The 21,900-nt window shown below is 67.2% G+C and carries 17 protein-coding genes; 11 read left to right on the plus strand and 6 right to left on the minus strand.

The window, feature by feature from the left end; translation table 11 throughout:
- Positions 1-30: 30 nt before the first annotated feature.
- The 4 genes from BP68_RS07355 to BP68_RS07370 are packed head-to-tail and all read left to right on the plus strand — an operon-like array spanning position 31 to position 3,828.
- Positions 31-984 (plus strand): branched-chain amino acid ABC transporter permease, encoded by a 954-nt coding sequence (locus BP68_RS07355; protein WP_496370172.1) that lies wholly within the window; start codon positions 31-33, stop codon positions 982-984.
- A gap of 5 nt (positions 985-989) precedes the next feature.
- On the plus strand, positions 990-2,333 hold the full coding sequence (locus tag BP68_RS07360) for a branched-chain amino acid ABC transporter permease (protein WP_496370174.1): 1,344 nt from the start codon (positions 990-992) through the stop codon (positions 2,331-2,333).
- Positions 2,333-3,130 carry an ABC transporter ATP-binding protein gene (locus BP68_RS07365; RefSeq protein WP_496370176.1) on the plus strand — a complete coding sequence of 266 codons (798 nt, stop codon included), beginning with the start codon at positions 2,333-2,335 and terminating at the stop codon, positions 3,128-3,130. Before BP68_RS07360 ends, BP68_RS07365 begins: the two co-directional genes overlap by 1 nt.
- Before the next feature lie 2 nt (positions 3,131-3,132).
- Positions 3,133-3,828 (plus strand): ABC transporter ATP-binding protein, encoded by a 696-nt coding sequence (locus BP68_RS07370; protein ID WP_496370178.1) that lies wholly within the window; start codon positions 3,133-3,135, stop codon positions 3,826-3,828.
- 63 nt (positions 3,829-3,891) lie between these two features.
- Here the strand turns inward: BP68_RS07370 and BP68_RS07375 are convergent, their stop codons facing one another.
- Genes BP68_RS07375 through BP68_RS07390 form a run of 4 tightly spaced genes read right to left on the minus strand, consistent with a single transcriptional unit; the run spans position 3,892 to position 8,036 of the window.
- On the minus strand, positions 3,892-5,151 hold the full coding sequence (locus tag BP68_RS07375) for a hypothetical protein (protein ID WP_496370180.1): 1,260 nt from the start codon (positions 5,149-5,151) through the stop codon (positions 3,892-3,894).
- Positions 5,151-5,921 carry an outer membrane lipoprotein-sorting protein gene (locus tag BP68_RS07380; protein ID WP_496370182.1) on the minus strand — a complete coding sequence of 257 codons (771 nt, stop codon included), beginning with the start codon at positions 5,919-5,921 and terminating at the stop codon, positions 5,151-5,153. Before BP68_RS07380 ends, BP68_RS07375 begins: the two co-directional genes overlap by 1 nt.
- 10 nt (positions 5,922-5,931) lie before the next feature.
- Positions 5,932-7,332 (minus strand): ABC transporter permease, encoded by a 1,401-nt coding sequence (locus BP68_RS07385; protein WP_496370184.1) that lies wholly within the window; start codon positions 7,330-7,332, stop codon positions 5,932-5,934.
- Positions 7,329-8,036, minus strand: a complete 708-nt coding sequence (locus BP68_RS07390; protein WP_496370186.1) for an ABC transporter ATP-binding protein — start codon at positions 8,034-8,036, stop codon at positions 7,329-7,331. The genes BP68_RS07385 and BP68_RS07390 overlap by 4 nt, the downstream gene beginning before the upstream one ends.
- Before the next feature lie 168 nt (positions 8,037-8,204).
- On the opposite strand from BP68_RS07390, the gene BP68_RS07395 reads away from it, so the two are divergent.
- The 7 genes from BP68_RS07395 to BP68_RS07425 all read left to right on the plus strand — a co-directional run bounded on the left by BP68_RS07395 (position 8,205) and on the right by BP68_RS07425 (position 19,387).
- Positions 8,205-9,092 carry a helix-turn-helix domain-containing protein gene (locus BP68_RS07395; protein ID WP_496370188.1) on the plus strand — a complete coding sequence of 296 codons (888 nt, stop codon included), beginning with the start codon at positions 8,205-8,207 and terminating at the stop codon, positions 9,090-9,092.
- A gap of 317 nt (positions 9,093-9,409) precedes the next feature.
- Positions 9,410-11,521, plus strand: coding sequence for a 3-hydroxyacyl-CoA dehydrogenase NAD-binding domain-containing protein (locus tag BP68_RS07400; protein ID WP_496370190.1), 2,112 nt, complete (start codon positions 9,410-9,412; stop codon positions 11,519-11,521).
- Positions 11,522-11,569: 48 nt separating this feature from the next.
- On the plus strand, positions 11,570-12,745 hold the full coding sequence (locus BP68_RS07405) for an acetyl-CoA C-acyltransferase (protein WP_496370192.1): 1,176 nt from the start codon (positions 11,570-11,572) through the stop codon (positions 12,743-12,745).
- A gap of 317 nt (positions 12,746-13,062) precedes the next feature.
- Positions 13,063-13,281: a hypothetical protein gene (locus tag BP68_RS07410; RefSeq protein WP_496370194.1), complete on the plus strand. Its 219-nt coding sequence runs from the start codon at positions 13,063-13,065 to the stop codon at positions 13,279-13,281.
- A 517-nt stretch (positions 13,282-13,798) separates the two neighbouring features.
- A complete protein-coding gene (locus tag BP68_RS07415; RefSeq protein WP_496370196.1) occupies positions 13,799-16,765 on the plus strand; it encodes a KAP family NTPase in 2,967 nt (988 codons plus the stop codon).
- Between the two features lie 265 nt (positions 16,766-17,030).
- Positions 17,031-18,869 carry an acyl-CoA dehydrogenase gene (locus tag BP68_RS07420; RefSeq protein WP_496370198.1) on the plus strand — a complete coding sequence of 613 codons (1,839 nt, stop codon included), beginning with the start codon at positions 17,031-17,033 and terminating at the stop codon, positions 18,867-18,869.
- A gap of 17 nt (positions 18,870-18,886) precedes the next feature.
- A complete protein-coding gene (locus BP68_RS07425) occupies positions 18,887-19,387 on the plus strand; it encodes a flavodoxin family protein (RefSeq protein ID WP_496370200.1) in 501 nt (166 codons plus the stop codon).
- Positions 19,388-19,411: 24 nt separating this feature from the next.
- Here the strand turns inward: BP68_RS07425 and BP68_RS07430 are convergent, their stop codons facing one another.
- Both BP68_RS07430 and BP68_RS07435 read right to left on the minus strand, forming a co-directional pair.
- Complete coding sequence (locus BP68_RS07430) at positions 19,412-21,019, minus strand: PhnE/PtxC family ABC transporter permease (protein WP_496370202.1); 1,608 nt, start codon at positions 21,017-21,019, stop codon at positions 19,412-19,414.
- On the minus strand, positions 21,010-21,837 hold the full coding sequence (locus BP68_RS07435) for a phosphonate ABC transporter ATP-binding protein (RefSeq protein ID WP_496370204.1): 828 nt from the start codon (positions 21,835-21,837) through the stop codon (positions 21,010-21,012). The genes BP68_RS07430 and BP68_RS07435 overlap by 10 nt, the downstream gene beginning before the upstream one ends.
- Positions 21,838-21,900 lie beyond the last annotated feature (63 nt).

The raw sequence follows: 21,900 nt of genomic DNA on the forward strand, positions 1-21,900 counted from the left end.
CCTTTTTTTTATCTGTCACGGTGCTTCCCGATGAACCTTGAGTTTTTCGTGATCTCCTTGCTCAACGGCATCAGCTACGGGCTGCTGCTGTTCATGCTGAGTTCAGGCCTGACGCTCATCTTCAGCATGATGGGGGTGCTCAACTTCGCGCACACCAGCTTCTACATGCTGGGGGCCTACTTCGCCTACACGATTTCCGGCGTCGTCGGGTTCTGGCCGGCGCTGGTTTTGGCGCCGCTGCTGGTGGGCGCCCTGGGGGCCGCCTTCGAGCGCTATGCGCTGCGCCGCGTGCACAAGTTCGGCCATGTGCCCGAGCTGCTGGTCACCTTCGGCCTGTCGTACCTGATCCTCGAGGTCGTGCAGCTGGTGTGGGGGCGTTCCACCGTGCCCTACGGCCTGCCCGAGCAGCTTCAGGGCCCGCTGTTCACGCTGTATGGCACGCAGTTTCCCAAGTCGCGCTCGTTCGTCATGCTGGTGGCTGTGCTGATGCTGCTGTCGGTGTGGCTGCTGCTCACGCGCACACGCATTGGCCTGGTGATCCAGGCGGCGCTCAAGCACCCCCACATGGTGGAGGCGCTGGGGCACAACGTGCCGCGCGTGTTCATGCTGGTGTTCGGCGGCGGCTGTGCGCTGGCCGGGCTGGCCGGCGTGATCGGCGGCAACACCTACGTGACCGAGCCGGCCATGGCCGCATCGGTGGGCTCCATCATCTTCGTGGTGGTGGTGGTGGGCGGCATGGGCTCGCTGGCGGGGGCGTTCCTGGCCTCGCTGCTCATCGGCCTGGTGCAGACCTTCGCCGTGGCGCTGGACTATTCGCTGGTGCACGCCTTTGCCGGGCTGGGGCTGTCCATTACCGAGCAGACCTTCGGCTACCCGGTGCTCAAGCTCACCATTTCGCAGGTGGCGCCCATCCTGCCCTACCTGTTCCTCGTCCTGATTCTGATTTTCCGCCCCAAGGGCCTGCTGGGCACGCGGGAGGACTGAAGGCCATGCAAACGACCACCACCTTGCCCACTGCGACCAGGGCCGCAGCGCATGGCTCCACGCGCTACTACCGCTTCAAGCCCCTGAACGTGGGCCGCATCTTCATCTGGAGCCTGTTCGCCATCGCGCTGATCATCGCCCCCCAGTTGTTCACCAGCGGCCTGGCGTTGACCATGCTCTCGCAGATCGGCTACATCATCATCATCTGCCTGTCCTACAACATCCTGCTGGGGCAGGGCGGCATGCTGAGCTTCGGCCATGCGGTGTACACGGGGCTGGGCTCGTTCATCACCGTCCATGCGATCAACATGGCGGGCCGGGGCGATCTGCCCATTCCGCTGGTGCTGATGCCGCTCGTGGGCGGGCTGGCGGGCATGTTTTTCGCCATCTTGCTGGGCTTCGTGACGACCAAGAAGTCGGGCACGACCTTCGCCATGATCACGCTGGGCATTGGCGAGCTGGTGGCTTCCATGGCGCTGATGTTCCCCGAGTTCTTCGGCGGCGAGGGCGGCGTGACCACCGATCGGGTGTACGGCCAGGGCCTGCTGGGCTTCACCTTCGGTCCGGGCATCGAGGTGTACTACCTGATCGCGGTGTACTGCTTTCTGTGCACGGCGGCCATGTTCGCCTTCACCGGCACGCCGCTCGGGCGCATCCTGAACGCCGTGCGCGACAACCCCGAGCGTGTGGAGTTCATCGGCTACAACACCCAGCGTGTGCGCTACTTCGCCTTCATCATCGCGGGCTTTTTCGCCGGCATTGGCGGGGCGCTGGCGGCCATCAACTTCGAGATCGTCACCGGCGCCGACAGCGTGAGCGTGCTGCGTTCGGGCTCGTACCTGCTGTTCACCTTCCTGGGTGGCGCCACGTTCTTCTTCGGGCCCATCATCGGCGCGGTGCTGCTGGTGCTGGCGTCGGTGCTGCTGTCGGAGCTGACCAAGGCCTGGCTGCTGTACCTGGGCCTGGTGTTCCTGTTTATGGTGATGTATGCGCCGGGCGGCATCGCCAGCCTGATCATGATGAACCTGCGCCTGGCCAAGTACGGCAGGCTGCGCGGCATCATCAGCGCCTATCTGGCGCTGGGCGCAACGGCATTGGTGGCGCTGCTGGGCGCTGCCGCGATGGTCGAGATGACCTACCACCTGCAGCTCAACTCCGCGCTGGGGCCCGAGCTGGAGTTTCTGGGCGCCACGCTCAACGCCAGGAGCGCGACGAGCTGGTTCGGCGCGGGCTTCGTGGCCGTGACGGGGCTGGGGCTGTTCGAGCTGTGCCGGCGCCAGTTCCTGCGGCAGTGGGGCGAGATCCAGGAGGCGATAGAGCACGAGATCAAGCGCGGGGAGGCAAGCTGATGGGCCACGACGCCAACACCTACGCGCTGGAGCTGCGCGACCTGCGCAAGAGCTTCGGCAAGACGGAGATCATCCGCGGCGCACAACTGGCCGTGCGGCCTGGCGAGCGCGTGGCCATCATCGGCCCCAATGGCGCGGGCAAGTCCACGCTGTTCAACCTGATCAGCGGGCGTTTTGCGCCCACCAGCGGCGAGGTGCTGCTGCACGGCGCGCGCATCGACGGCAAGCAGCCGTTCGAGATCAACCGCATGGGCCTGTCGCGCAGCTTCCAGATCACCAACATCTTTCCTAAGCTCAGCGTGTTCGAGAACCTGCGCTGCGGCGTGCTCTGGAGCCTGGGCTACCGCTATGCGTTCTGGCGCTTCCTGTCCAGGCTGCAGGACGCCAACGAGCGCGCCGAGCAGCTCATGGAGATGATCAAGCTCGACAAGAAACGCGACACGCTGGCCATGAACCTCACCTATGCCGAACAGCGGGCGCTGGAGATCGGCATCACCATCGCCGGCGGTGCCAGCGTGATCCTGCTGGACGAGCCCACGGCCGGCATGAGCAAGAGCGAGACCACGCGCTTCATCCATCTCATCAAGCAGGTGACCGAAGGACGCACGCTGCTCACCGTGGAGCACGACATGGGCGTGGTCTTCGGCCTGGCCGACAAGATCGCCGTGGTGGTCTATGGCGAGGTCATCGCCTTCGACACGCCCGAGGCCGTGCGCGCCAACCCGCGCGTGCAGGAGGCCTACCTGGGCTCCGCCATTGCGGCTGAGCAGGCGGCGCAGCAGGCGGAGGGCCACTGAACATGCTCAAGATCGACAACCTGCACGCCTACTACGGCAAGAGCCATGTGCTGCACGGCGTGGCGTTCGACGTGCAGCCCGGCGAAATCGTCGCGCTGCTGGGGCGCAACGGCTCGGGCCGCTCCACAGCGGCCAAGGCCATCATGGGCCTGGTGGACTGGGAGGGCGGCATCACCTGGAAGGGCAGGAGCCTGGCGGGCAAGAAGGCCTACGAGATCGCCCACCTGGGCCTGGGCTACGTGCCCGAAAGCCGCGACGTGTTTCCCCACCTCACCGTGCATCAGAACCTGCTGCTGGGCCAGAAGGGCAATGGCAAGGGCAGCCGCTGGTCGTTCGACGACATGTACGCCATGTTCCCGCGCCTGAAGGAGCGGCGCAACGTCGAGGCGGGCGTGATGTCCGGCGGCGAGCAGCAGATGCTGACCCTGTGCCGCACGCTCATGGGCGACCCCGACCTCATCATCATCGACGAGCCCACCGAGGGCCTGGCGCCCAAGATCGTGGAGCTGGTGGGCGAGTACCTCACCCGCCTCAAGGAGCGCGGCATCTCGGTGCTGCTGATCGAGCAAAAGCTCACCATCGCCATGACGGTCTCCGACCGCGCGCTGGTCATGGGCCATGGCAGCATCGTCTTCCAGGGCACGCCGGATGAGCTGCGCGCCAACAGCTACGTGCGCAAGGAGTGGCTGGAGGTCTGAGCTCCTGAGGCGCCGTGCAGATGCCCAGCCGCCTTGCGTGCAGGGCGTTTTCTTCTCATGGCCTCAGAAATAGCGCCGCAGCGCCAGCTCCCAGCGTCCAGATTCGGGCCAGGCGCCGAACTGGCTCAGCGGCGCTCCCCGGCTGCGCTGCCATTGCAGGGCGAGGTCGAACCCATCGGCACGGTAGCGGGCCTCAATCCAGAAGCGGCGGCTGGCATAAATGCGGTCCAGATACATCAGGGCGCTCAGGTCCAGGCGCTGCACGAAGGCGTCCTTCCACGCAGCGTGGAAGAACAGCGCATGCCGCGTGGGTGGTTCCTGTGCCCTGAGCGTCCACAACCGATACCGTGCATAGAGCAGGGGCGGCCCCGTGCGCAGGGCCTGCCAGGCGGCCCGCTCGGGCGCCGCGCCGTTGTAGTGCGCCTCGGCCGTGAACGAGAGCCGCGAGGCCGTGGTGTAGGTGGCCCCCAGGGCCAGGCGGTTGCGCCAGGGCGTGGGTGCTGCGCGCTCCAGCGCTTGGTCCAGTAGCGTTGGCGAGGGGCCGCCGGCCCATTCCAGATAGACCACGGTGGCGTCGCCGACCAGTGTGGAGAGGTTCAGCCCGCCTTGCACGGGCTGGCCCTGCCGGGCCAACAGCAGCCATTGTGGGCTGAGCATTTCGCTCCAGCGCTGGGTGTAGGCCAACAGTGCGCGGTGGCGGTGGTTGGTGGCGCCCCAGTCCAGATTCCAGCCGCCGCGCGCCGCGCCGCGCCCGGCCAACCGGGGCGAGAGGGCCAGCGTGAGCGCACCGCCGTCCCAGAGGTGCTGGGCCCGCAACATGGCGCTGCCCTGCCGGTTCTCGCGCAGGCTGGCCGGGTCCATCGACACGGCCGAGCGCACGGCGCCGTCGCGGAACAGGTCCGTGGGGTTGTAGCCCAGGGCCACGCCCTGGCGGTCGTTGACGCGGCCGAGGTCCAGCACCGTGCCCTGCGCCACGGCGTGGCTCAGGTAGGCCTCCTTCAGCGTGTGCACCGCATGGTCCCCGAAGGCCGCGGGACGCGAGTGCAGGTCGATCCGGCTGGCCGCCACGACGCGCCAGGGGCCGCTGTCGCCATACTCCAGCCGCAGGTCCAGCGACAGCCTTCCGTCGCGTCGCGTCGGGCCGTGGCCCCGGGGCTGGATGGTGGCGCCCGTCGCCTCGGCAAAGGCGCGCCAGGCGCGGGCGCGGGCAAGGGGGGCGGCGGAGGGCGCCTCATCGGCCAGCGCCAGCGCGTCCAGGTCCGCATCGTCGGCCACGGCGGCGCGGCAGGCGCACAGCAGCAGGGCGGTGCACAGCGCGCGCATCACTCGGGCCGAAAGCGCGGCAGGTAGTCGCGTTGGAGCCAGGCCTCCGGCACCTCGCGCCGCACCCAGGCGGAATAGCGCATCACCGTCACCCAGCCCGGGTCCAGCCCGTCGATGATCACGGTCTCGGTGGGGCGCTCAATGCCGAAAGCGGTCTGGTAGCGGCGGTAATAGGCAGTCTTGAGCAGTGCGCTGCTCTGCGCAAAAAAGCGTGCCTTTACCGGCTGGTGGCTGGCGGCATCCACCCACATTTCGATGCGCTGGTAGCTGGCGTCGGGTGTGGCTGCCTCCAGGAGCAGCTTCAGGCCGTGCCGGGGCTGGCGGTCGCCGTCCTGCACGGGTTCCTCCTCGGCGCTGGTGGCTTGGTAGTCGCGTGCGAAGTTCACCGTGACCACGTCGCCGTTGGATGCCTGGCCCAGCAGGCGCTGCTGCGGCGACAGGCGGATGCTGGCCTGGCTGGCAGGGTCGTAGAACCACAGGTCCTTGCCGTTGTAGAGGATGAGCTTGCCGGCATCGCGCGCCGGTGCCACGTAGCGCACCAGGCTGCGAAACAGCCCGCCGGCGGCGTTGGGCCGTGAATAGATGGCAAGCTGGCTGGAGTCGGTCTGCCGGCCCTGGCGGTATTCGACCAGGGTGTTCGTCAGCCCGAAGGCGAAGCCGGGGTTGCGGATGGCGTCGCTCGCAATCAGGATGTCCTGCGGGTTGGGGCGTGCGAGAGCGGCGGCCGGCCATGCGGCCAGGGCGCCCAGGAGGAGTTGGCGGGGTTGCATGTGGCGTTTCTCAGGCATGGCGCAGCGCGTCCACGATCTCCAGCCGCGCCGCGCGCCGCGCGGGCCACCAGGCCGAGGCCAGCGTCACCGCCACCAGGCCCGCGATGCTGCCGACCAGCAGGGGCATGTCCTGCCAGACGCGCACCAGAACCAGGTAGGAGTAGGAGTAGCCCGGCGGCGTCCAGGTCCAGCCACTGTGGTTGATGGCGGATGCCAGCGCCAGCGTGGCGATCAGGCCCAGCGCCGTGCCCGCCGCGCCCAGCAGCAGCGCCTCGCACAGGAACAGCTGCCGAATGCCGCCGCGTCGCAGGCCCATGGCGCGCAGGGTGCCGATCTCCACCGTGCGCTCCACCACGGCCGTACCCATGGTGTTGGCGATGGTGAACAGCACGATGATGCCGATGAGCAGGGCAATGAAGCCGAACATGGAGGCCATGAACTCGTCGGTCTGGCCGAACAGCGGGTTGAGCACCCGGAAGTCCTGCACCTCCAGGTCCTGCGCGCCGAAGTCCCGGGCCAGCAGCGCCAGCAGCCGCTCACGCGCCGCCGGGATCTGGGCCGTGTGGTGCAACTGGACGACGATGGCCGTTGCCTCGGGCGGCTGCGTGCCGTACAGCAGGCGCTGTGCTTGGGGCAGGTGCATGGCCATATAGGTGTCGTCAATGGCCTTGATGCCCATGTTGTGCGCCTTGAGCGCTTGCAGGCTGGCCACGTTGGGCGCGCCGCGCGCGGTGGCCGCCAGCATCTCGATGCGGCGTGCCGAGGCCGCCGTGGCTGGTGCCCGCTCCAGCGCGGAAAGCGCCATCACGTCGTCGGGCGCATCGTCGGACTCTCCGGACTTCGGGGAGGGGGCCTGCGCCGGTGTGCCCTGACAGTCTGTCACGGCCAGCGCGGCGCACAGCCCCAGCTTGCGTGCCACCCCGGTGCCGACCACCACGGTGTCGGGCGTGGTGCCGTCAAGGGCCAGCGACTGCGCGTAGCTGACCATGCCGTAGTCGTTCCACTCGTGCAGCCGGTCGTATTCGCGCGCCACCAGTCCGGTGGCCAACACCGAGCGCGACGGGCCCGATTCCATGTGGCCGGCGATGCCGCCGAGCTGCAGCGTGGGCGTGGCCACCCGCAGCAGGGGGGCGAGCGCCGCGTCGCCGGTGATGGCGTCGATGACGCGTTGGTAGCCCGCGATGCCATAGGCCGTGGGGTTGTCGCCCCCGTCGAGGAAATAGCCGCGCCGCTGGACCTGCAGATGGCCGCTGTACTGCACGAAGCCCGTTTCCATGCCGTAGAGGATGTTGGAGCGGTAGCCTCCGAACAGCAGGATGGCGGTAAGGCCCACCACCATGGCCAGCAGCGTGGCGAGCGAGCGGCGGCGATTGCGCAGCAGGTTGCGCCGGGCGAGCATCCAGAGGTTCATGCCGCAACCTCCCTGGCCGCGTCGCGCTGCGCGATGGACTCGATGCTGCCGTCGCGGATCAGCACCACGTCGTCCGCCTCGGCGCGCACCATCGGGTCGTGCGACGAGAACACGAAGCTCGCGCCGCGCGCGCGCTGCAGGCGGCGCATCAGCGCGATGATCTCCGCGCCGGTCTGGCTGTCGAGGTTGGCCGTGGGCTCGTCGGCCAGCACCAGCGCCGGCTCGGTGGCCAGGGCCCGCGCGATGGCCACGCGCTGGCGCTGCCCGCCCGAGAGCTGCCCCGGCAGGTTGCCCGCGCGCGTGGTCAGGCCCACGGCGTCGAGCAGCGCGCGCACGCGCGCCTTGCGCTCCGGCGCCGCCACGCCGGCCAGCACCAGCGGGTATTCGATATTCTCAAACGCGGTCAGCACCGGCAGCAGGTTGAAGTGCTGGAAGACGAACCCGACGTTCCGCGCACGAAAGTCCGACAACGCATCGTCGGGCAGGGCCTGCACGGCCTGGCCGCCCACATGGACCTCGCCGGCGTCGGGCCGGTCGATGCAGCCCATCATGTTGAGCAGGGTGGTCTTGCCGCTGCCCGAGGGGCCGCAGAGCACGGTGAACCGGCAGGGCCGGATGTCGAGGCTGACGCCATCAAGAGCCGGCACCGCCACGGTGTCGAGCCGGTAGGTCTTGGTCACGTTGCGTAAACTCACGGGATGCATGCTTGCTCCATCAAAGGGTTCCGGCGTGAGGGCGTGCCGGGACAAGCCGCATCCTAGGAACCGATCCACCGGGGGGCTTGAATGATTTCGACATCGCAGCGCGCGGTGCCTGCCCCGAGCCCGGCCCGCCACATGCGCAAGGTGGCGCCCTGGCCCCGCACGTCCGGCATGACCTACAGCCACGCGCGCTCGGAGCTGTGGATTCCGCGCAGCACCCTGGCCTCATGCGTGCGCGGCGTGATGGCGCGCGACACCCGCACCGAGGCGCTGGACGATGCCCAGCGCTACAACCACCTGCCCGCCGCGCCCAGTTGTGCGCTGCTGTGGTACCTGCAGGGTGACTGCCAGGTGCTGGAGCAGGGCGCCCCCGCGCACCCCGAGAGCCCGCGCGTGCCCATTGCACGCACTGCGTTCTGCGGCCCCTTCACGCAACCCACCGTCAGCTGGAACCCCGGGCCGATCCACGCCTTCATGGTGCTGCTCATGCCCGACGCCCTGGCTTGCATGACGGGCCTGGACACCACGGCGCTGCTCGACCGCATCGTCCCGGCCGACGAGCTGTTCGGCTCCGACTGGCAGGCCATGTTCCGGCAGGTGGAGGCCGCTGCGGACGATGACAAGCGGGTGGCGCTGGTGGAAGCCTTCCTGCTGCCGCGCTGGCAACAGGCGCGGCCGGCATCGCCCCTGTCGAGCCACAGGCTCACCGACTGGTCGCGCAGCCTGGCGCTGCACGCGGCCACCTCGGGCCTGGGCCGCAGCCTGCGCCAGGCCGAACGCCGCATCAAGCAATGGACCGGCCAGACCCACCGCAACCTGCTGGGACTGAGCCGCTCGGAGCGCGCGTTCTTCCATAGCACAGTAGCCCACCGGTCGGATGCCGTGAACTGGAGCGACATTGCCGAGCAAAGCGGCTACGCCGACCAGTCCCACTTATGCCGCGAGACGCGGCGCGTCACCGGCTTCAGCCCCGAGGAACTGCGCCGGCGCATCTCCACGGAGGAGAGCCTGTGGGCCTACCGGTTGTGGGCCTTCAGTGCGGGGCTGATGGGGGATTGAAAGAGGGTGGCGGCATGCTCCGAGCGCTGGAGCTCCCAATCGGTCACCACTGGTCGTGGTGCTTTGCGGCGGGCTGGCTTTCTTTGCGCTTTGGTGTTGGGCGTTGCGGAGGGCTTTACGTGGCGGAATGCCCGCACTGCCGAGCGGTGACCTGGCCCATGGATAGGTGATTTCGGGAGCGCTGGCTGTGTCCAGCCGGCCCATGTCCAGCACTTCTGTCTCGGGCGGGACAAATCCTCTCTGGTAAAGCGGTCAGAATTCGCCGAGACAAGAAACGCACGACCGTACTTTTTTCCATCCAACCGAGGAACAACAGCATGACGGCTGAATACCAGGCCCACGGCAACGTGGCCGTGATCACCCTCAACAACCCACCTGTCAACGGGCTTGGCCTGGTCACGCGCCAGGGCATCGTCGAGGGGCTGGAGCGTGCGCAGGCCGATGCCGCCATCCAGGCCATCGTCATCACCGGCGCGGGCGGTGCCTTCTCGGGCGGGGCGGACATCAAGGAGTTCGGCACCGACAAGTCGCTGCAGGAGCCGAACCTGCACTCCGTCATCAACGCGGTAGAAAACTGCGCCAAGCCCGTGGTGGCCGCCATTCACACCGTCTGCATGGGCGGCGGGCTGGAGCTGGCGCTGGGCTGCCACTACCGCGTGGCCGCGCCCGGCTGCAGCGTGGCCCTGCCCGAGGTGAAGCTGGGCATCCTGCCTGGCGCCGGCGGCACGCAGCGCCTGCCGCGCGTGGTGGGGGTGGAGGCGGCGCTCAACATGATCGTGAGCGGCGAGCCGGTCAAGAGCGAGCTGATTGGCGCCGTGCCCGGCCAGAAGCTGTTCGACAAGATGGCGGCTTCGCCCGAATCGCTGGCCGAGGAGGCTCTGGCCTTCGCGCGGGGCGTGGCCGAAGAACACGTCAAGGGTGGCCCGCTGCCCCTGGTGCGCAACCTGCCGTGCAAGCACCCCGAGGGCGACGCCTACTTCCAGTTCGCGCGCAACATGGTCAAGGGCATGGCCAAGAACTTCCCCGCGCCCGCCAAATGCGTGGACGCTGTGGAGGCCGCCACGAGGAAGAAATTCGCAGAGGGCCTGGCCACGGAACGAGAGCTGTTCATTCACCTGATGTGGACGCCCGAATCGCGCGCGCTGCGCCACCTGTTCTTTGCCGAGCGCGCGGCCAGCAAGATCGCGGACGTGCCCTCCGATACCCCGAAGCGCGCCATCCAGAAGGTGGGCGTGATCGGCGCCGGCACCATGGGCGGCGGCATCAGCATGAACTTTCTGAACGCCGGCATTCCTGTGACCATCCTGGAGATGAAGCAGGAGGCACTGGACCGCGGCATCGCCACCATCAAGAAGAACTACGAAGCCCAGGTGAAGAAGGGCAAGCTCAAGGAAGACAAGTACCAGCAGCGCATGGCCCTGCTGTCCACCACGCTGTCTTATGGCGACCTGAAGGACTGCGACCTCATCATCGAGGCCGTGTTCGAAGAGCTGGGCGTGAAGGAGGCCGTGTTCAAGCAACTCGACGCTGTGGCGAAGCCCGGCGCCATCCTGGCATCGAACACCTCCACGCTGGACGTGGACAAGATCGCCGCCTTCACCCAGCGTCCGCAGGACGTGGTGGGCATGCACTTCTTCAGCCCCGCCAACGTGATGAAGCTGCTGGAGGTGGTGCGCGGCAAGGCGACCGCCAAGGACGTGCTGGCCACCGTGATGGCGCTGGCCAAGAAGATCAAGAAGACGGCCGTGGTGTCGGGCGTGTGCGACGGCTTCATCGGCAACCGCATGATCGAGCGCTACAGCCAGCAGGCCGGCTTTTTGCTGGACGAAGGCTGCACGCCTGGCCAAGTGGACAAGGCCATCGAGAAGTTCGGCTTTGCCATGGGCCCGTTCCGCATGGGCGATCTGGCGGGCAACGACATCGGCTGGGCCATCCGCAAGCGCCGCGCCGTGGAGCAGCCCGACATGAAGTACAGCAAGACGGCAGACCTGCTGTGCGAGATGGGCCGCTTCGGCCAGAAGACCGGCAAGGGCTGGTACGACTACCAGGCCGGCAAGCGCGACGCCATCCCCAGCGCCGAAGTGCAGGCCATGATCGAGGCGCACCGCCAGGCCCTGGGCACGGCGCCGCGCAAGATCAGCGACGAGGAGATCGTGCAGCGCCTGGTGTATGCGCTGGTCAACGAGGGCGCCAAGATCCTGCAAGAGGGCATCGCCGGCAAGTCGGGCGACATCGACATGGTGTACCTGACCGGCTACGGCTTCCCCATCCACCGCGGCGGCCCCATGCACTACGCCAGCGAGGTGGGCCTGTTCAACGTGGTGCAGTCCATGAAGCGCTTCGCCCAGAACCCCATGGACGACGCCCGCGCCTGGGAGCCCGCGCCGCTGCTGGCCCGGCTCGCCGCCGAAGGCAAGGCCTTCGCCTGATGGCCGCCCCGGCATCCGCCCCAACGCCATAGAACCAGGAAGACAAGCATGACATCCGCAGTGATCGTATCCACCGCCCGCACCCCGCTCGCCAAGAGCTGGAAGGGCTCGTTCAACATGACCCACGGCGCCACCCTGGGCGGCCATGCCGTGCAGCACGCCGTGCAGCGCGCGGGCATTGACCCGGCGGCGGTCGATGACGTCATCATGGGCTGCGCCAACCCCGAAGGCGCCACCGGCATGAACATCGCGCGCCAGATCGCGCTCAAGGCCGGCCTGCCCGTCACCACCTCGGGCATGACCATCAACCGCTTCTGCTCCTCGGGCCTGCAGACCATCGCCACCGCGGCCCAGCGCATCATCGCGGGCGAGGGCGAGGTGTACGTGGCCGGCGGCGTGGAAAGCATCTCCTGCGTGCAGCAGGAGATGAACCTGCACATGATCCAGGACCTGGCCCTGGCCAAGCAAAAGCCCGAGATCTACTGGAGCATGCTGCAGACCGCCGAGCAGGTGGCCCAGCGCTACCGCATCGGCCGCGACGCCATGGACGAGTACGGCGCAGCCAGCCAGCAAAGGGCCTGCGCCGCCCAGGCCGCCGGTCTGTTCGACGCCGAGATCGCCCCCATCACCGTCACCGCCGGCATCGCCGACAAGACCCTGGGCCTGATCACCAGGCAGGTCACCGTGAGCCGCGACGAAGGCACGCGCGAGGGCACCACCAAGGAAGGCATCAGCGGCATCCGCCCGGCCACGCCCGGCGGCGTGATCGCGGCGGGCAACGCCAGCCAGTTCAGCGACGGCGCTGGCGCCTGCGTGGTGGTCGGCGAAGACTACGCCGCCCGTAACAACCTCCAGCCTCTGGGCCGCTTCCTGGGCTTTGCCGTGGCCGGCTGCGAGCCCGATGAAATGGGCATCGGCCCCGTGTTCGCCGTGCCCAAGGTGCTCAAGAAACTGGGCCTGACGGTGCAGGACATCGACCTGTGGGAGCTGAACGAGGCCTTCGCCGTGCAGGTGCTGTACTGCCGCGACACGCTGGGCATTCCCGCTGACCGCCTGAACGTCAACGGCGGCGCCATCGCCCTGGGCCACCCCTACGGCGTGAGCGGCCAGCGCCTTACGGGCCACGCCCTCATCGAAGGCAAGCGCCGCGGTGCCAAGCGCGTATGCGTCACCATGTGCATCGGCGGCGGCATGGGCGCAGCCGGCGTGTTTGAAGTGCTGTAGGCGCTGATCACGCCTTGAAGACCTGCACCCCGCGCAGACCGCAAGGTTTGCGCGGGGTGTTTGCTATTAGTACGATAGCTATTCGCGCTTACCCAATGGACCTTGGAGCCTTGTTTAACTATTTTTTTTGATCAATCCACACGGAAATGGGCCGGCGCAAGCGCATCACAGACGGCCAAACCCATGGAATGACCCCCGCTGAGGGCAAGCCCCATGGCCGTAGTCCACCTTGACCTGGGAGTTTTGGGCTACATATTCGGTAGGCAGACTGGCGCACTCACCCCTGCGCGCCAGCAAGACACCACCAACGGACCACGATGAAAACCATAGACGAGATGCTGCACCTGGACCTGCTCACCCACGAGCAGCACCTGCAAATCAGCGCCTGGATTGCGCGCTCTGGCTCGCCCGAGGACATATTGCAGATGCCGCCCCCGCTGTGGCAGGCCGTGGAGCGCGCCAGCCAGGCCATGGGCATCAACGAGGATCTGTTGCGGCCGCCGTCCTTGGATGCGGGCAATGTGCTGCTGGGGTAGGTTTCGGGGTGGCGGGATTCGGCCATTAACGGCCATCGACGAGCGGCAGCTACGGAACGTTCTGTCGCTACAGCAATCCGGTCGAGTCTGCTCCATCATGCGCTGGCGGAAGCGTGCTACAGCCATGGCCTCCGACAGAACGTAAACTTTCGTCAATCGACGCCCAAGCGGCATGCTGGCCGAGCAGATTTGTTATGGGTATGAAGCCACCTGAAGCGCCAACCGAGGCGAAAGCATGCAGCGCAAGAACCCATAGAAGCGGTCGGGCACCTCATCAGGGACGCCCTGGAGAACCTATGGGTCGACTTTCTGGAAGAGCACGTACATCAGTCACGGTGCCGCCGCGCCCAAACCCCGGCACTAGTCGCAGCGGCAGGGGTCGCGACTCAGATTGAACGCGTTGTTGCTTGCCACGGGACTTAGGCTACGGTAGTCACTGAGTAAATAGGGGGCGCATAACGCGCCTCGACATGGCAGGCTGGTTACAGCGTGCACGCTGCACAGGGAGGAAAGGTGAATGGCGGATACCAAGCCAACGATGAAGATGCCCGAACTCCTGGTCTTCGCCAGGATGTTCGTCGTTGGCTTGGTTGGCGCTGAGGTCTGCAGGGCGGCCTATTACCTGGGGACCGCATTCGCGCCGGCAGTGGCTGATCTGGATTTCTGGGCAAGAGGCAGCGCGGTTCTCGCCGGACTGGCGATCTGTGTGGTCTACGCGGTGAATCGTGGCGCACACACTGCCGCCGTACAAATGGGCCGGAGCATCCGTCTCGACCTACTCATAGCAGTTTGTCTTGGGGCTTGGGCGAACGAGTTGATCATGCCTTGGCTTTCCAAGTTTCACGCCGCCTTGAAGGCTGCAAACCCGCATTGGGCGCCAGTTGCTCTTCTGCTGCTCTCCACGGTGCTGTTGTCACCACTCGTTCAACGTCATTGGCCGAGAAAACGGCAGACCGCCTCGCAGCTCCAGTTCCTTGCGGACGAGGAAATCGGGCGCGAGACGGACGACTTGCTCTCCAACGAGTCACAGGCGAAGTCGTTCGCGGAAACCGTCCTCGCGAGCGGCGCTCACGCAGGATTGGTGTTCGGTGTGGATGGACCGTGGGGCGTAGGCAAGACAAGCTTCATCAATCTTGCCGAACGTTACTGGGAACAAGCCGCGGACAAGGTGATTGTTTGTCGGTTTGAGCCCCTTCGATACGCATCCGAGCCAGATCTCGCTGATCGCTTGATTCGCGACCTGTCCGCCGCGATTCAGAGCAAGGTCTTTGCACCCGAGTTCCGTCCTGCGGCCTCCCGATACTCTCGGCTCATCAAGGGTAAGGCTGACGTTTCGTTCCTGGGCTTCAAGCTCTCGCTGGAGCCTTCTCAGGAAACGGTCGATGAGTTGCTCGACGACATTGACGAGGTCCTTCGACGTATCGGTCGACGTGTGATCGTAGTCATCGACGACCTGGATCGGCTGGACGCGAAGACCGTCAACAACGTCCTATTCGCAACGCGACGCACCTTCAAGCTGTCGCAAGCGACCTACGTCCTTTGCTATGACACCGAGGTACTGGCCGGTGGCAAAGAGGAAGGATCCAGGGCGCGTGAGTTCCTTGAGAAGTTTGTGACAGTCAAACTGAGCTTGTTCGTGGACAGCTCCAGCATCCGCAACTTCTTGCAACGCGACTGGGAAAAGAGCGAGAGCCAGCTCGGGTCCGTGCCATCGGACACGATGTTGAAGCTTGGTGCCGTTCTAAATGAGCTAGTGGAAATCTTGAGCGGTGATCTTGCCGCCAAGTACCTGCCTTTGCTCGGTGATCTGCGCAAGGTCAAGCGCTTCATCAACGCGATCGTGCTCATGCAGATTGAGAAGACCAATCTGGGCCGGACCGACTTCAACAAGCGTGACCTCATCAATTTGATGCTGCTGCACCTGAACTATCCAGGGTTGTTCAGGCGCATATACGCTGAGGAGACAGAGGGGCGCAGTGGTACTTTCTCGATTCGGCGCAAGTACGACGAACCAGATTTCAAGAACGCCGATGGATTTTCAGAGGTCAAGGAAGAGCACCCAGGTTCTGCCAGGTTCTTGCTGGAGCAGTTGTTTGACGTGGAGGTTTTGGAGCTGGGCGACGGGCGCAACATTGAAGAGTCCGTTCTTCGGTCTCGGGCGTGCTTCAACAAGGGCGATACCAGAAACCTGGAAGGCTTTCTGAAGCTCATCGTTCGCTTTGCCACGCCGGAGCCGCAGGAGACCTTTGTTCTCTACCAAACAGCGGTGGATCGGGTTCGCAAGGGTCGGTCGATTGCCTCGGTTCTCGCGGAGGCTGAGTTCGCCCTGGAGCGAGCAGAGACCGCACACGACCAGTTCTGGCGGGTACTGGTCAATCAGGCCCACGACTTCACCAGCCCGACCGCAGAAGACGCCATCGAAACGCTCGTTGAGTACCTGCCACGCTACTCGTCGTTTGACAACGATGACCGTGGACTGCGGCCGAGGTCGATCTACTCGCTATTGCGGCTCTTGGATCGCGCGGGCTGGGGGCGTACTGCGGGCCGGCGACGCGTGAACAGTCCGGAGAACGTCATCGAGATCGCGTGGCGCATCTTTGGCGAGCACGCCTTCGTTGGAAGAGGCCTGCTGGAGCGGCTTGCTAGCCCAGACCGCGGCGTTCTAGGTTGGAACGACCTTATGCTCTTCAGGTTGCAGTGCTCAGCGGATCGCGGGGGCCAGTTGTACAACCTGCACACTGCGCTCATCGTCCACCAGGACATGTCTGCTCCAAGGTCCGGGTTGGTCAGTCAGTTGGCGCTGATGGGGATGAGATCGTTGTCTCAGCAGGTCTTCGCGCACTTCAAGCGCACTTACATTGAGAGTGGAAGGAACCTCTTCGATGAAGCGCGTGAAGTGTCTGTCGATGCGTTCCTCGGCCAGGCATTTGTGCATCTTCATGAGCAGGCTTCGCTCAACCCCGCATCCGAGCAAGGCGATTCAACGATTGCCCGTCGAGTTATGGCCGCACGGTCCTTTGCCACGTCGTTCGTCATCTATCAGCTCAGCAATTCGCAGCCCCCGAATGGCTCTGGTGTTGGATGCGGTTACTACGATGAAAGCGGTGCCGAAGACGGCGGCGGCATCTCCATGTTGATGAACGAGTACGTCTTTGGCTTCTGCTTTAACCCGGAGGTCGACGTTAACAACGCGCTGCTGTTCATTGACCATTGCCTCGCCCACTTGAGCAGCCCGTTCTATACGGGGCGAGACGAAGAGGGCTATGTCGCAACCAAGTCTGGAATACCAGGTGGGTTGGATCCGAAGGCTGTGGGAAGGTATTGGCTGACGCATGGCGATCACATTCGGGGGCTGGCCCTCAAAGACAGCGGGCGATGCGTCTTTATGCCTAGTTACACAGCCTTCTATCGTGACGATCTCGATAGGGTCTTTGCTGTACTGGATGAACTGGCTGAGGAAGCAACTCCAAACCCTGCTGGATAGTGAAGCCGGCGGCAGGTTGTCGCGCGCTCCTCGAAGGTGATTGCGAGGCTGGCCCTTGCGATGATGCCGCGGGTCCGATCGTCGATCAAGAGGTGCGTCGGCACGCCGATTGGACGGCCGCTCCAGCGCGGCGTATTCAAAACAGCGAAGGTCCGCTTCGGGTCGGCTCCCGCCGTCCATTCCCGAATCAATCGCCGCAAGCAGGCCTCCCGCACGTCACCCACCGGACACGCCTTCCCCGGGCCGGGCTCCCATAATTTGCGGCATGACGACCCCGCTGCGCTCCACCCTCGACTTCCTGCTCTACGACTGGCTCCGGGCCGAATCGCTCAACGCGCGCGAGCGCTTTGCCGACCATTCGCGTGAGACCTTCGATGCCGTGCTCGACACCTGCGAGCGCATTGCGCGCGAGAAGTACGCGCCGTTCAACCGCACGGTGGATGTGCAGGAGCCGCAGTTCGACGGCGAGAAGGTCATCCTGCCCCCATGCACGCACGATGCGCTCCAGGCCTATGCCGGCAGCGGCATGCTCGGCGCCGCGCAAGATTACGCGCTGGGCGGCATGCAGCTGCCCTACCTGGTGGAGTCGGCGGCCAACAGCTTCTTTGCCTGCGCGTCGATCAGCATCGGCGCCAACCTGCTGACCACGGGCAACGCCAACGCCATCCTGGCCCACGGCACGCCCCTGCAGCGGCAGGTGTTCGCGGCCAACGAGTTCAACGGGCGCTGGGCGGGCACCATGTGCCTGAGCGAGCCGCAGGCGGGCTCGTCGCTGTCGGACATTGCCACGCGGGCGCAGCCCGATGGCAAGGGATTCGAGGGCGATCCGCTGGGGCCGCGCTACCGCCTGCGCGGCAACAAGATGTGGATCAGCGCGGGCGACCATGAGCTGACCGAGAACATCGTGCACCTGGTGCTGGCCAAGATTCCGGGGCCCGGCGGCAGGCTGGTGCCGGGTGTGAAGGGCATTTCGCTGTTCATCGTACCCAAGCATCTGGTGGATGCCGAAGGCCGCCTGACCGGCGAGCGCAACGACGTGGCCCTGGCCGGCCTGAACCACAAGCTGGGCTGGCGCGGCACCGTCAACACGCTGCTGAACTTTGGCGAGGGCAGGTACCCGGTGCGCGGCGGCCCTGGCGCCATCGGCTACCTGGTGGGCCAGCCGGGCGAGGGCCTGAAGTGCATGTTCCACATGATGAACGAGGCGCGCATCTCCATCGGCATGGCGGCCACCATGCTGGGGCTGGCGGGCTACTACGCCAGCCTGGACTATGCGCGCACGCGCCTGCAGGGCCGGCCGGTGGGCGAGGGCGGCAAGGACGCCACGCAGCCGCAGGTGGCGCTGATCGCGCATGCCGACATCAAGCGCATGCTGCTCGCGCAAAAGAGCTATTGTGAGGGCGCGCTGGCGCTCAACCTGTACTGCGCCCAGCTGGTCGATGAGGGCCGCACGGGCGACGGCGAGGCCGCCGCCAACGCCAGGCTGCTGCTGGAGGTGCTGACCCCCATCGCCAAGAGCTGGCCCAGCGAGTTCTGCCTGGAGGCCAATTCGCTGGCCATCCAGATCCACGGCGGCTACGGCTACACGCGCGACTTCCCGGTGGAACAGTACTGGCGCGACAACCGCCTGAACATGATCCACGAGGGCACGCACGGCATCCAGGCTGCCGACCTGCTGGGCCGCAAGGTCGTCATGCAGGGCGGGGCGGGCCTGCAGCTGCTGGCGCGCACGGTCAACGCCACCATCGAAAAGGCGATGCAGCGGCCCGAACTTGCGGCCTACGCCAACCAGCTCGCCCAGGCCTTGCAGGAGGTGGGCGCCGCCACCAAGGCCGCCTGGGCCACGGGCAACGCCGGCGAGGCCCTGGCCAACGCCGTGCCCTACATGCAGGCCTTCGGCCACATGGTGCTGGCCTGGATGTGGCTGGACATGGCCGACAGCGTGCTGAACAAGGATGCTTCACTATCCATAGCTGCTAACGCAGGCAGGATGGGCGCTGCACGCTATTTCTTTCACTATGAGCTGCCCAAAATGGGCGCCTGGCTCGGCGTGGTGCGCAGCCGCGACGCCACCTGCGCCGCCATGGCGCCAGACGCCTTCTGACGGCGGACAATGCGCCCATGCCCGACCGCAAGACCCTGCTGATCGTCTACCACTCGCTGACCGGCGGCACCGACCAGATGGCCCGGGCTGCGCAGGCCGGGGCCGCGGGCGAGCCGGCGGTCGAGGTGCGCCTGCTGCATGCCCGCCAGGCCGGCCCCGACGATGTGCTGGCCGCCGACGGCTATCTTTTCGCCACGCCCGAGAACCTGGCGGCCATCAGCGGCCAGCTCAAGGACTTCTTCGACCGCTGCTACTACCCCGCGCTCGACCGCATCAACGGCCGGCCCTACGCCAGCCTGATCTGCGCCGGCAGCGACGGCCAGAACGCCGCGCGGCAGATCGCGCGCATCGCCACGGGCTGGCGCCTGAAGGCGGTGGCAGAACCGCTGATCGTCTGCACCCATGCCCAGACGCCCGAGGCCATCCTGGCCCCCAAGCAGATCGCCGCCGAAGACCTGGAGCGCTGCCGCGCGCTGGGCGAGGCGCTGGCCACTGGGCTGGCGCTGGGGGTGTTCTAGCGCCCTCGGAACGTCAACAGGTTCTCAGTGCGGCCCCATGCGCCGGCGCAGCGCGGCGCTGGCCCAGTCCACCGCCACCGACAGCGCCAGCATGGCCAGGATCACCGTGCCGGCCTGCGCATGGTGGAACAGCGACAGCTCCACGTACAGCAGTTGCCCCAGCCCGCCCGCGCCCACGAAGCCCAGGATGGCGGCCATGCGGATGTTCATCTCCCAGCGGTACAGCGTGTAGGCCACCAGCTGCGGCGCCGCCCCCGGCAGCGTGCCGTACAGGAAGGCCATGGCGCGGCCGCTGCCCGCGTGGCGCAGGGCGCGCGCGGCGGTGGCCGGGGTGTTCTGCAGCGCCTCGGCATACAGCCGGCCCAGCACGCCCGTGGTGTGCAGGGCCAGCGCCAGCGCGCCGGCGAACGGCCCCAGGCCCACGGCCAGCGCGGTGAGCGTGGCCCACACCAGCTCGGGCACCGAGCGCAGCGCGTTCAGCAGCAGATTCCACGGTGCGCGCACCGTGGGCAGGGCCAGCAGCAGCCCCAGCGCGGCGGCCAGCAGCGTGCCCAGCACGGAGATGGCCAGCGTCTCCCACACGCCGCGCGCCACCTGGCGCAGCCAGCCGCCGCCCAGGTCGGGCGGGAAGAAGCCGGCCGCGAATTCGCCCATGCTGCGCGCCGCCTCGGCGGTGAAGAGCGCGGGCAGGTCCATGTCCAGCAGCCACAGGCTGGCCGCCAGGCCGCCGGCCACCGCCGAGCCCAGCAGCGCGCTGCGCCAGCCCAGCGGCGCGGCGCGCGCGGCGGGCGGCGCGTCCAGCGCGCGGCGCAGCGCGCCCGACAGCGCGTCGGCCGCCAGCACCAGCAGCATGAAGGTGACGAGGATGGAGCAGGCCTCGCCGCCGTTGAGCATCTTCATGGCCTGGTCCATGAGCTGGCCCAGCCCGCCCGCGCCCACGAAGCCCATCACCACCGAGGCGCGCACCGCGCATTCCCAGCGGTACACGGTGTAGGACGTGAGTTCGCGCGCCGCCTGCGGCAGCAGGCCGTAGAGCAGGGCCAGCGGCCGGCGCGCCCCGCTGCGCGCCAGGGCCTGGGCGGGTGCGGCGTCCACCGATTCGAGGATCTCGGCATACACCTTGGCCAGCATGCCGCCGTAGGTCAGCCCGAGGGCCAGCACGCCCGCGGCCGGCCCCAGGCCGAACACGCGCACGAAGAGCAGCGCCCACACCAGCTCGGGAATGCCGCGCAGCACGGTGAGCAGGCCGCGCACCACGGGGTTCAGCGTGGGGCGCTCGCGCGCCGCGCCCGTGGTCAGGTAGGCCAGCGGCACGGCCAGCGCAAAGGCCAGGGCCATGCCGGCCGTGGCGATGGCCAGGGTCTCCAGCGTGGCGCGGCCCAGGTAGCCCAGGAATTCGGTGCTGGTTTCCGGCGGCAGGAACTGGGCCAGAAAGCCGCCCGCCACGCGCAGGTTGTCGGGCGCGACGAGCGCCGCGGGGTCGAAGCCCGCCGCCTGCAGCAGCGGCCACAGCAGCACGGCGGCCAGCAGCAGCGCCGTGGCGCGGCCGGGCGCGGCGGGGTCGCGCAGGCGGTGGGCGCCGCGGCCATCGCGCGCGGCGGCGGGGCCGGTGGGGGGCGGTGTCAGCGGCATGCGTTGTAGGTGGGCAGGGCCGGGCCGGCGGGGGCGGCGCCGGGGCCTTCGCCATGCAGGACGGCGGTGCCGTCGTGGGGAACGGCGTTGGCGTACAGCGCCTGCAGCTGCGCCTCGGTCACCTGGCTGGCGGGCAGGTCGAAGGCGATGCGCCCGTCGCGCAGGCCGACGATGCGTGCGAAGCAGGCCAGCGCCAGGTCCACCGCATGCAGGCTGGCCACCAGCGTGGCGTTGCGGCTGGCGGCTTCGTGCACCAGCAGCCGCGCGGTGGCCAGCGCCAGTGCCGGGTCGAGGGCGGACACGGGCTCGTCAGCCAGGATCAGCCCCGGCCGCTGGTAGAGCACGCGGGCGATGCCCACGCGCTGCAGCTGCCCGCCCGAGAGCTGGTCGCAGCGCACGAACAGCTTGTCCTCCAGCTGCACGCGGGCCAGTTCCGCGCGCGCGCCGGGCAGGTCCATGGGGTAGAGCAGCGAGGCCAGGGCCTTCCACGCGGGCCACTGGCCCAGCCGGCCGGCCAGCACGGCGGTCACCACCCGCTGGCGCGGCGGCAGGGGCGGCGCCTGGTGCACGGTGCCGATGCGCGCGCGCAGCTGCCGGGGCGGCTGCGCCGTGGGGGACAGGGGCGTGCCCAGCACGCTGGCGCTGCCGCGGGTGGCGGGCAGCGCCGTGCCCAGGATGTTCAGCAGCGTGGTCTTGCCCGCGCCGGACGGGCCGATCAGCGCCACGCTCTCGCCCTGGCGCGCGGCCAGGGTGATGCCGTGCAGCGTGTGGTGGCCGCCGGGGCGCACCAGGTCCACGCCGTCCAACTGGAAGCTCATGATTGCTATATGTTTAATAGCTGTCAGCGCTTTGTGGTAAAGCGCTGGAGGCTTGTTTGACTA

The sequence above is a fragment of the Diaphorobacter oryzae DSM 22780 genome (assembly GCF_059568935.1).

Bases quoted from the DNA above. Each gene is read 5' to 3' on its own strand.
- BP68_RS07415 (WP_496370196.1), top strand. From the start codon at position 13,799: ATGGCGGATACCAAGCCAACGATGAAGATGCCCGAACTCCTGGTCTTC.
- BP68_RS07405 (WP_496370192.1), top strand. From the start codon at position 11,570: ATGACATCCGCAGTGATCGTATCCACCGCCCGCACCCCGCTCGCCAAG.
- BP68_RS07375 (WP_496370180.1), bottom strand. From the start codon at position 5,151: ATGCGCGCGCTGTGCACCGCCCTGCTGCTGTGCGCCTGCCGCGCCGCC.
- BP68_RS07365 (WP_496370176.1), top strand. From the start codon at position 2,333: ATGGGCCACGACGCCAACACCTACGCGCTGGAGCTGCGCGACCTGCGC.
- BP68_RS07420 (WP_496370198.1), top strand. From the start codon at position 17,031: ATGACGACCCCGCTGCGCTCCACCCTCGACTTCCTGCTCTACGACTGG.
- BP68_RS07390 (WP_496370186.1), bottom strand. From the start codon at position 8,036: ATGCATCCCGTGAGTTTACGCAACGTGACCAAGACCTACCGGCTCGAC.
- BP68_RS07355 (WP_496370172.1), top strand. From the start codon at position 31: ATGAACCTTGAGTTTTTCGTGATCTCCTTGCTCAACGGCATCAGCTAC.
- BP68_RS07370 (WP_496370178.1), top strand. From the start codon at position 3,133: ATGCTCAAGATCGACAACCTGCACGCCTACTACGGCAAGAGCCATGTG.
- BP68_RS07430 (WP_496370202.1), bottom strand. From the start codon at position 21,019: ATGCCGCTGACACCGCCCCCCACCGGCCCCGCCGCCGCGCGCGATGGC.
- BP68_RS07385 (WP_496370184.1), bottom strand. From the start codon at position 7,332: ATGAACCTCTGGATGCTCGCCCGGCGCAACCTGCTGCGCAATCGCCGC.
- BP68_RS07380 (WP_496370182.1), bottom strand. From the start codon at position 5,921: ATGCAACCCCGCCAACTCCTCCTGGGCGCCCTGGCCGCATGGCCGGCC.
- BP68_RS07425 (WP_496370200.1), top strand. From the start codon at position 18,887: ATGCCCGACCGCAAGACCCTGCTGATCGTCTACCACTCGCTGACCGGC.
- BP68_RS07410 (WP_496370194.1), top strand. From the start codon at position 13,063: ATGAAAACCATAGACGAGATGCTGCACCTGGACCTGCTCACCCACGAG.
- BP68_RS07395 (WP_496370188.1), top strand. From the start codon at position 8,205: ATGACCTACAGCCACGCGCGCTCGGAGCTGTGGATTCCGCGCAGCACC.
- BP68_RS07435 (WP_496370204.1), bottom strand. From the start codon at position 21,837: ATGAGCTTCCAGTTGGACGGCGTGGACCTGGTGCGCCCCGGCGGCCAC.
- BP68_RS07360 (WP_496370174.1), top strand. From the start codon at position 990: ATGCAAACGACCACCACCTTGCCCACTGCGACCAGGGCCGCAGCGCAT.
- BP68_RS07400 (WP_496370190.1), top strand. From the start codon at position 9,410: ATGACGGCTGAATACCAGGCCCACGGCAACGTGGCCGTGATCACCCTC.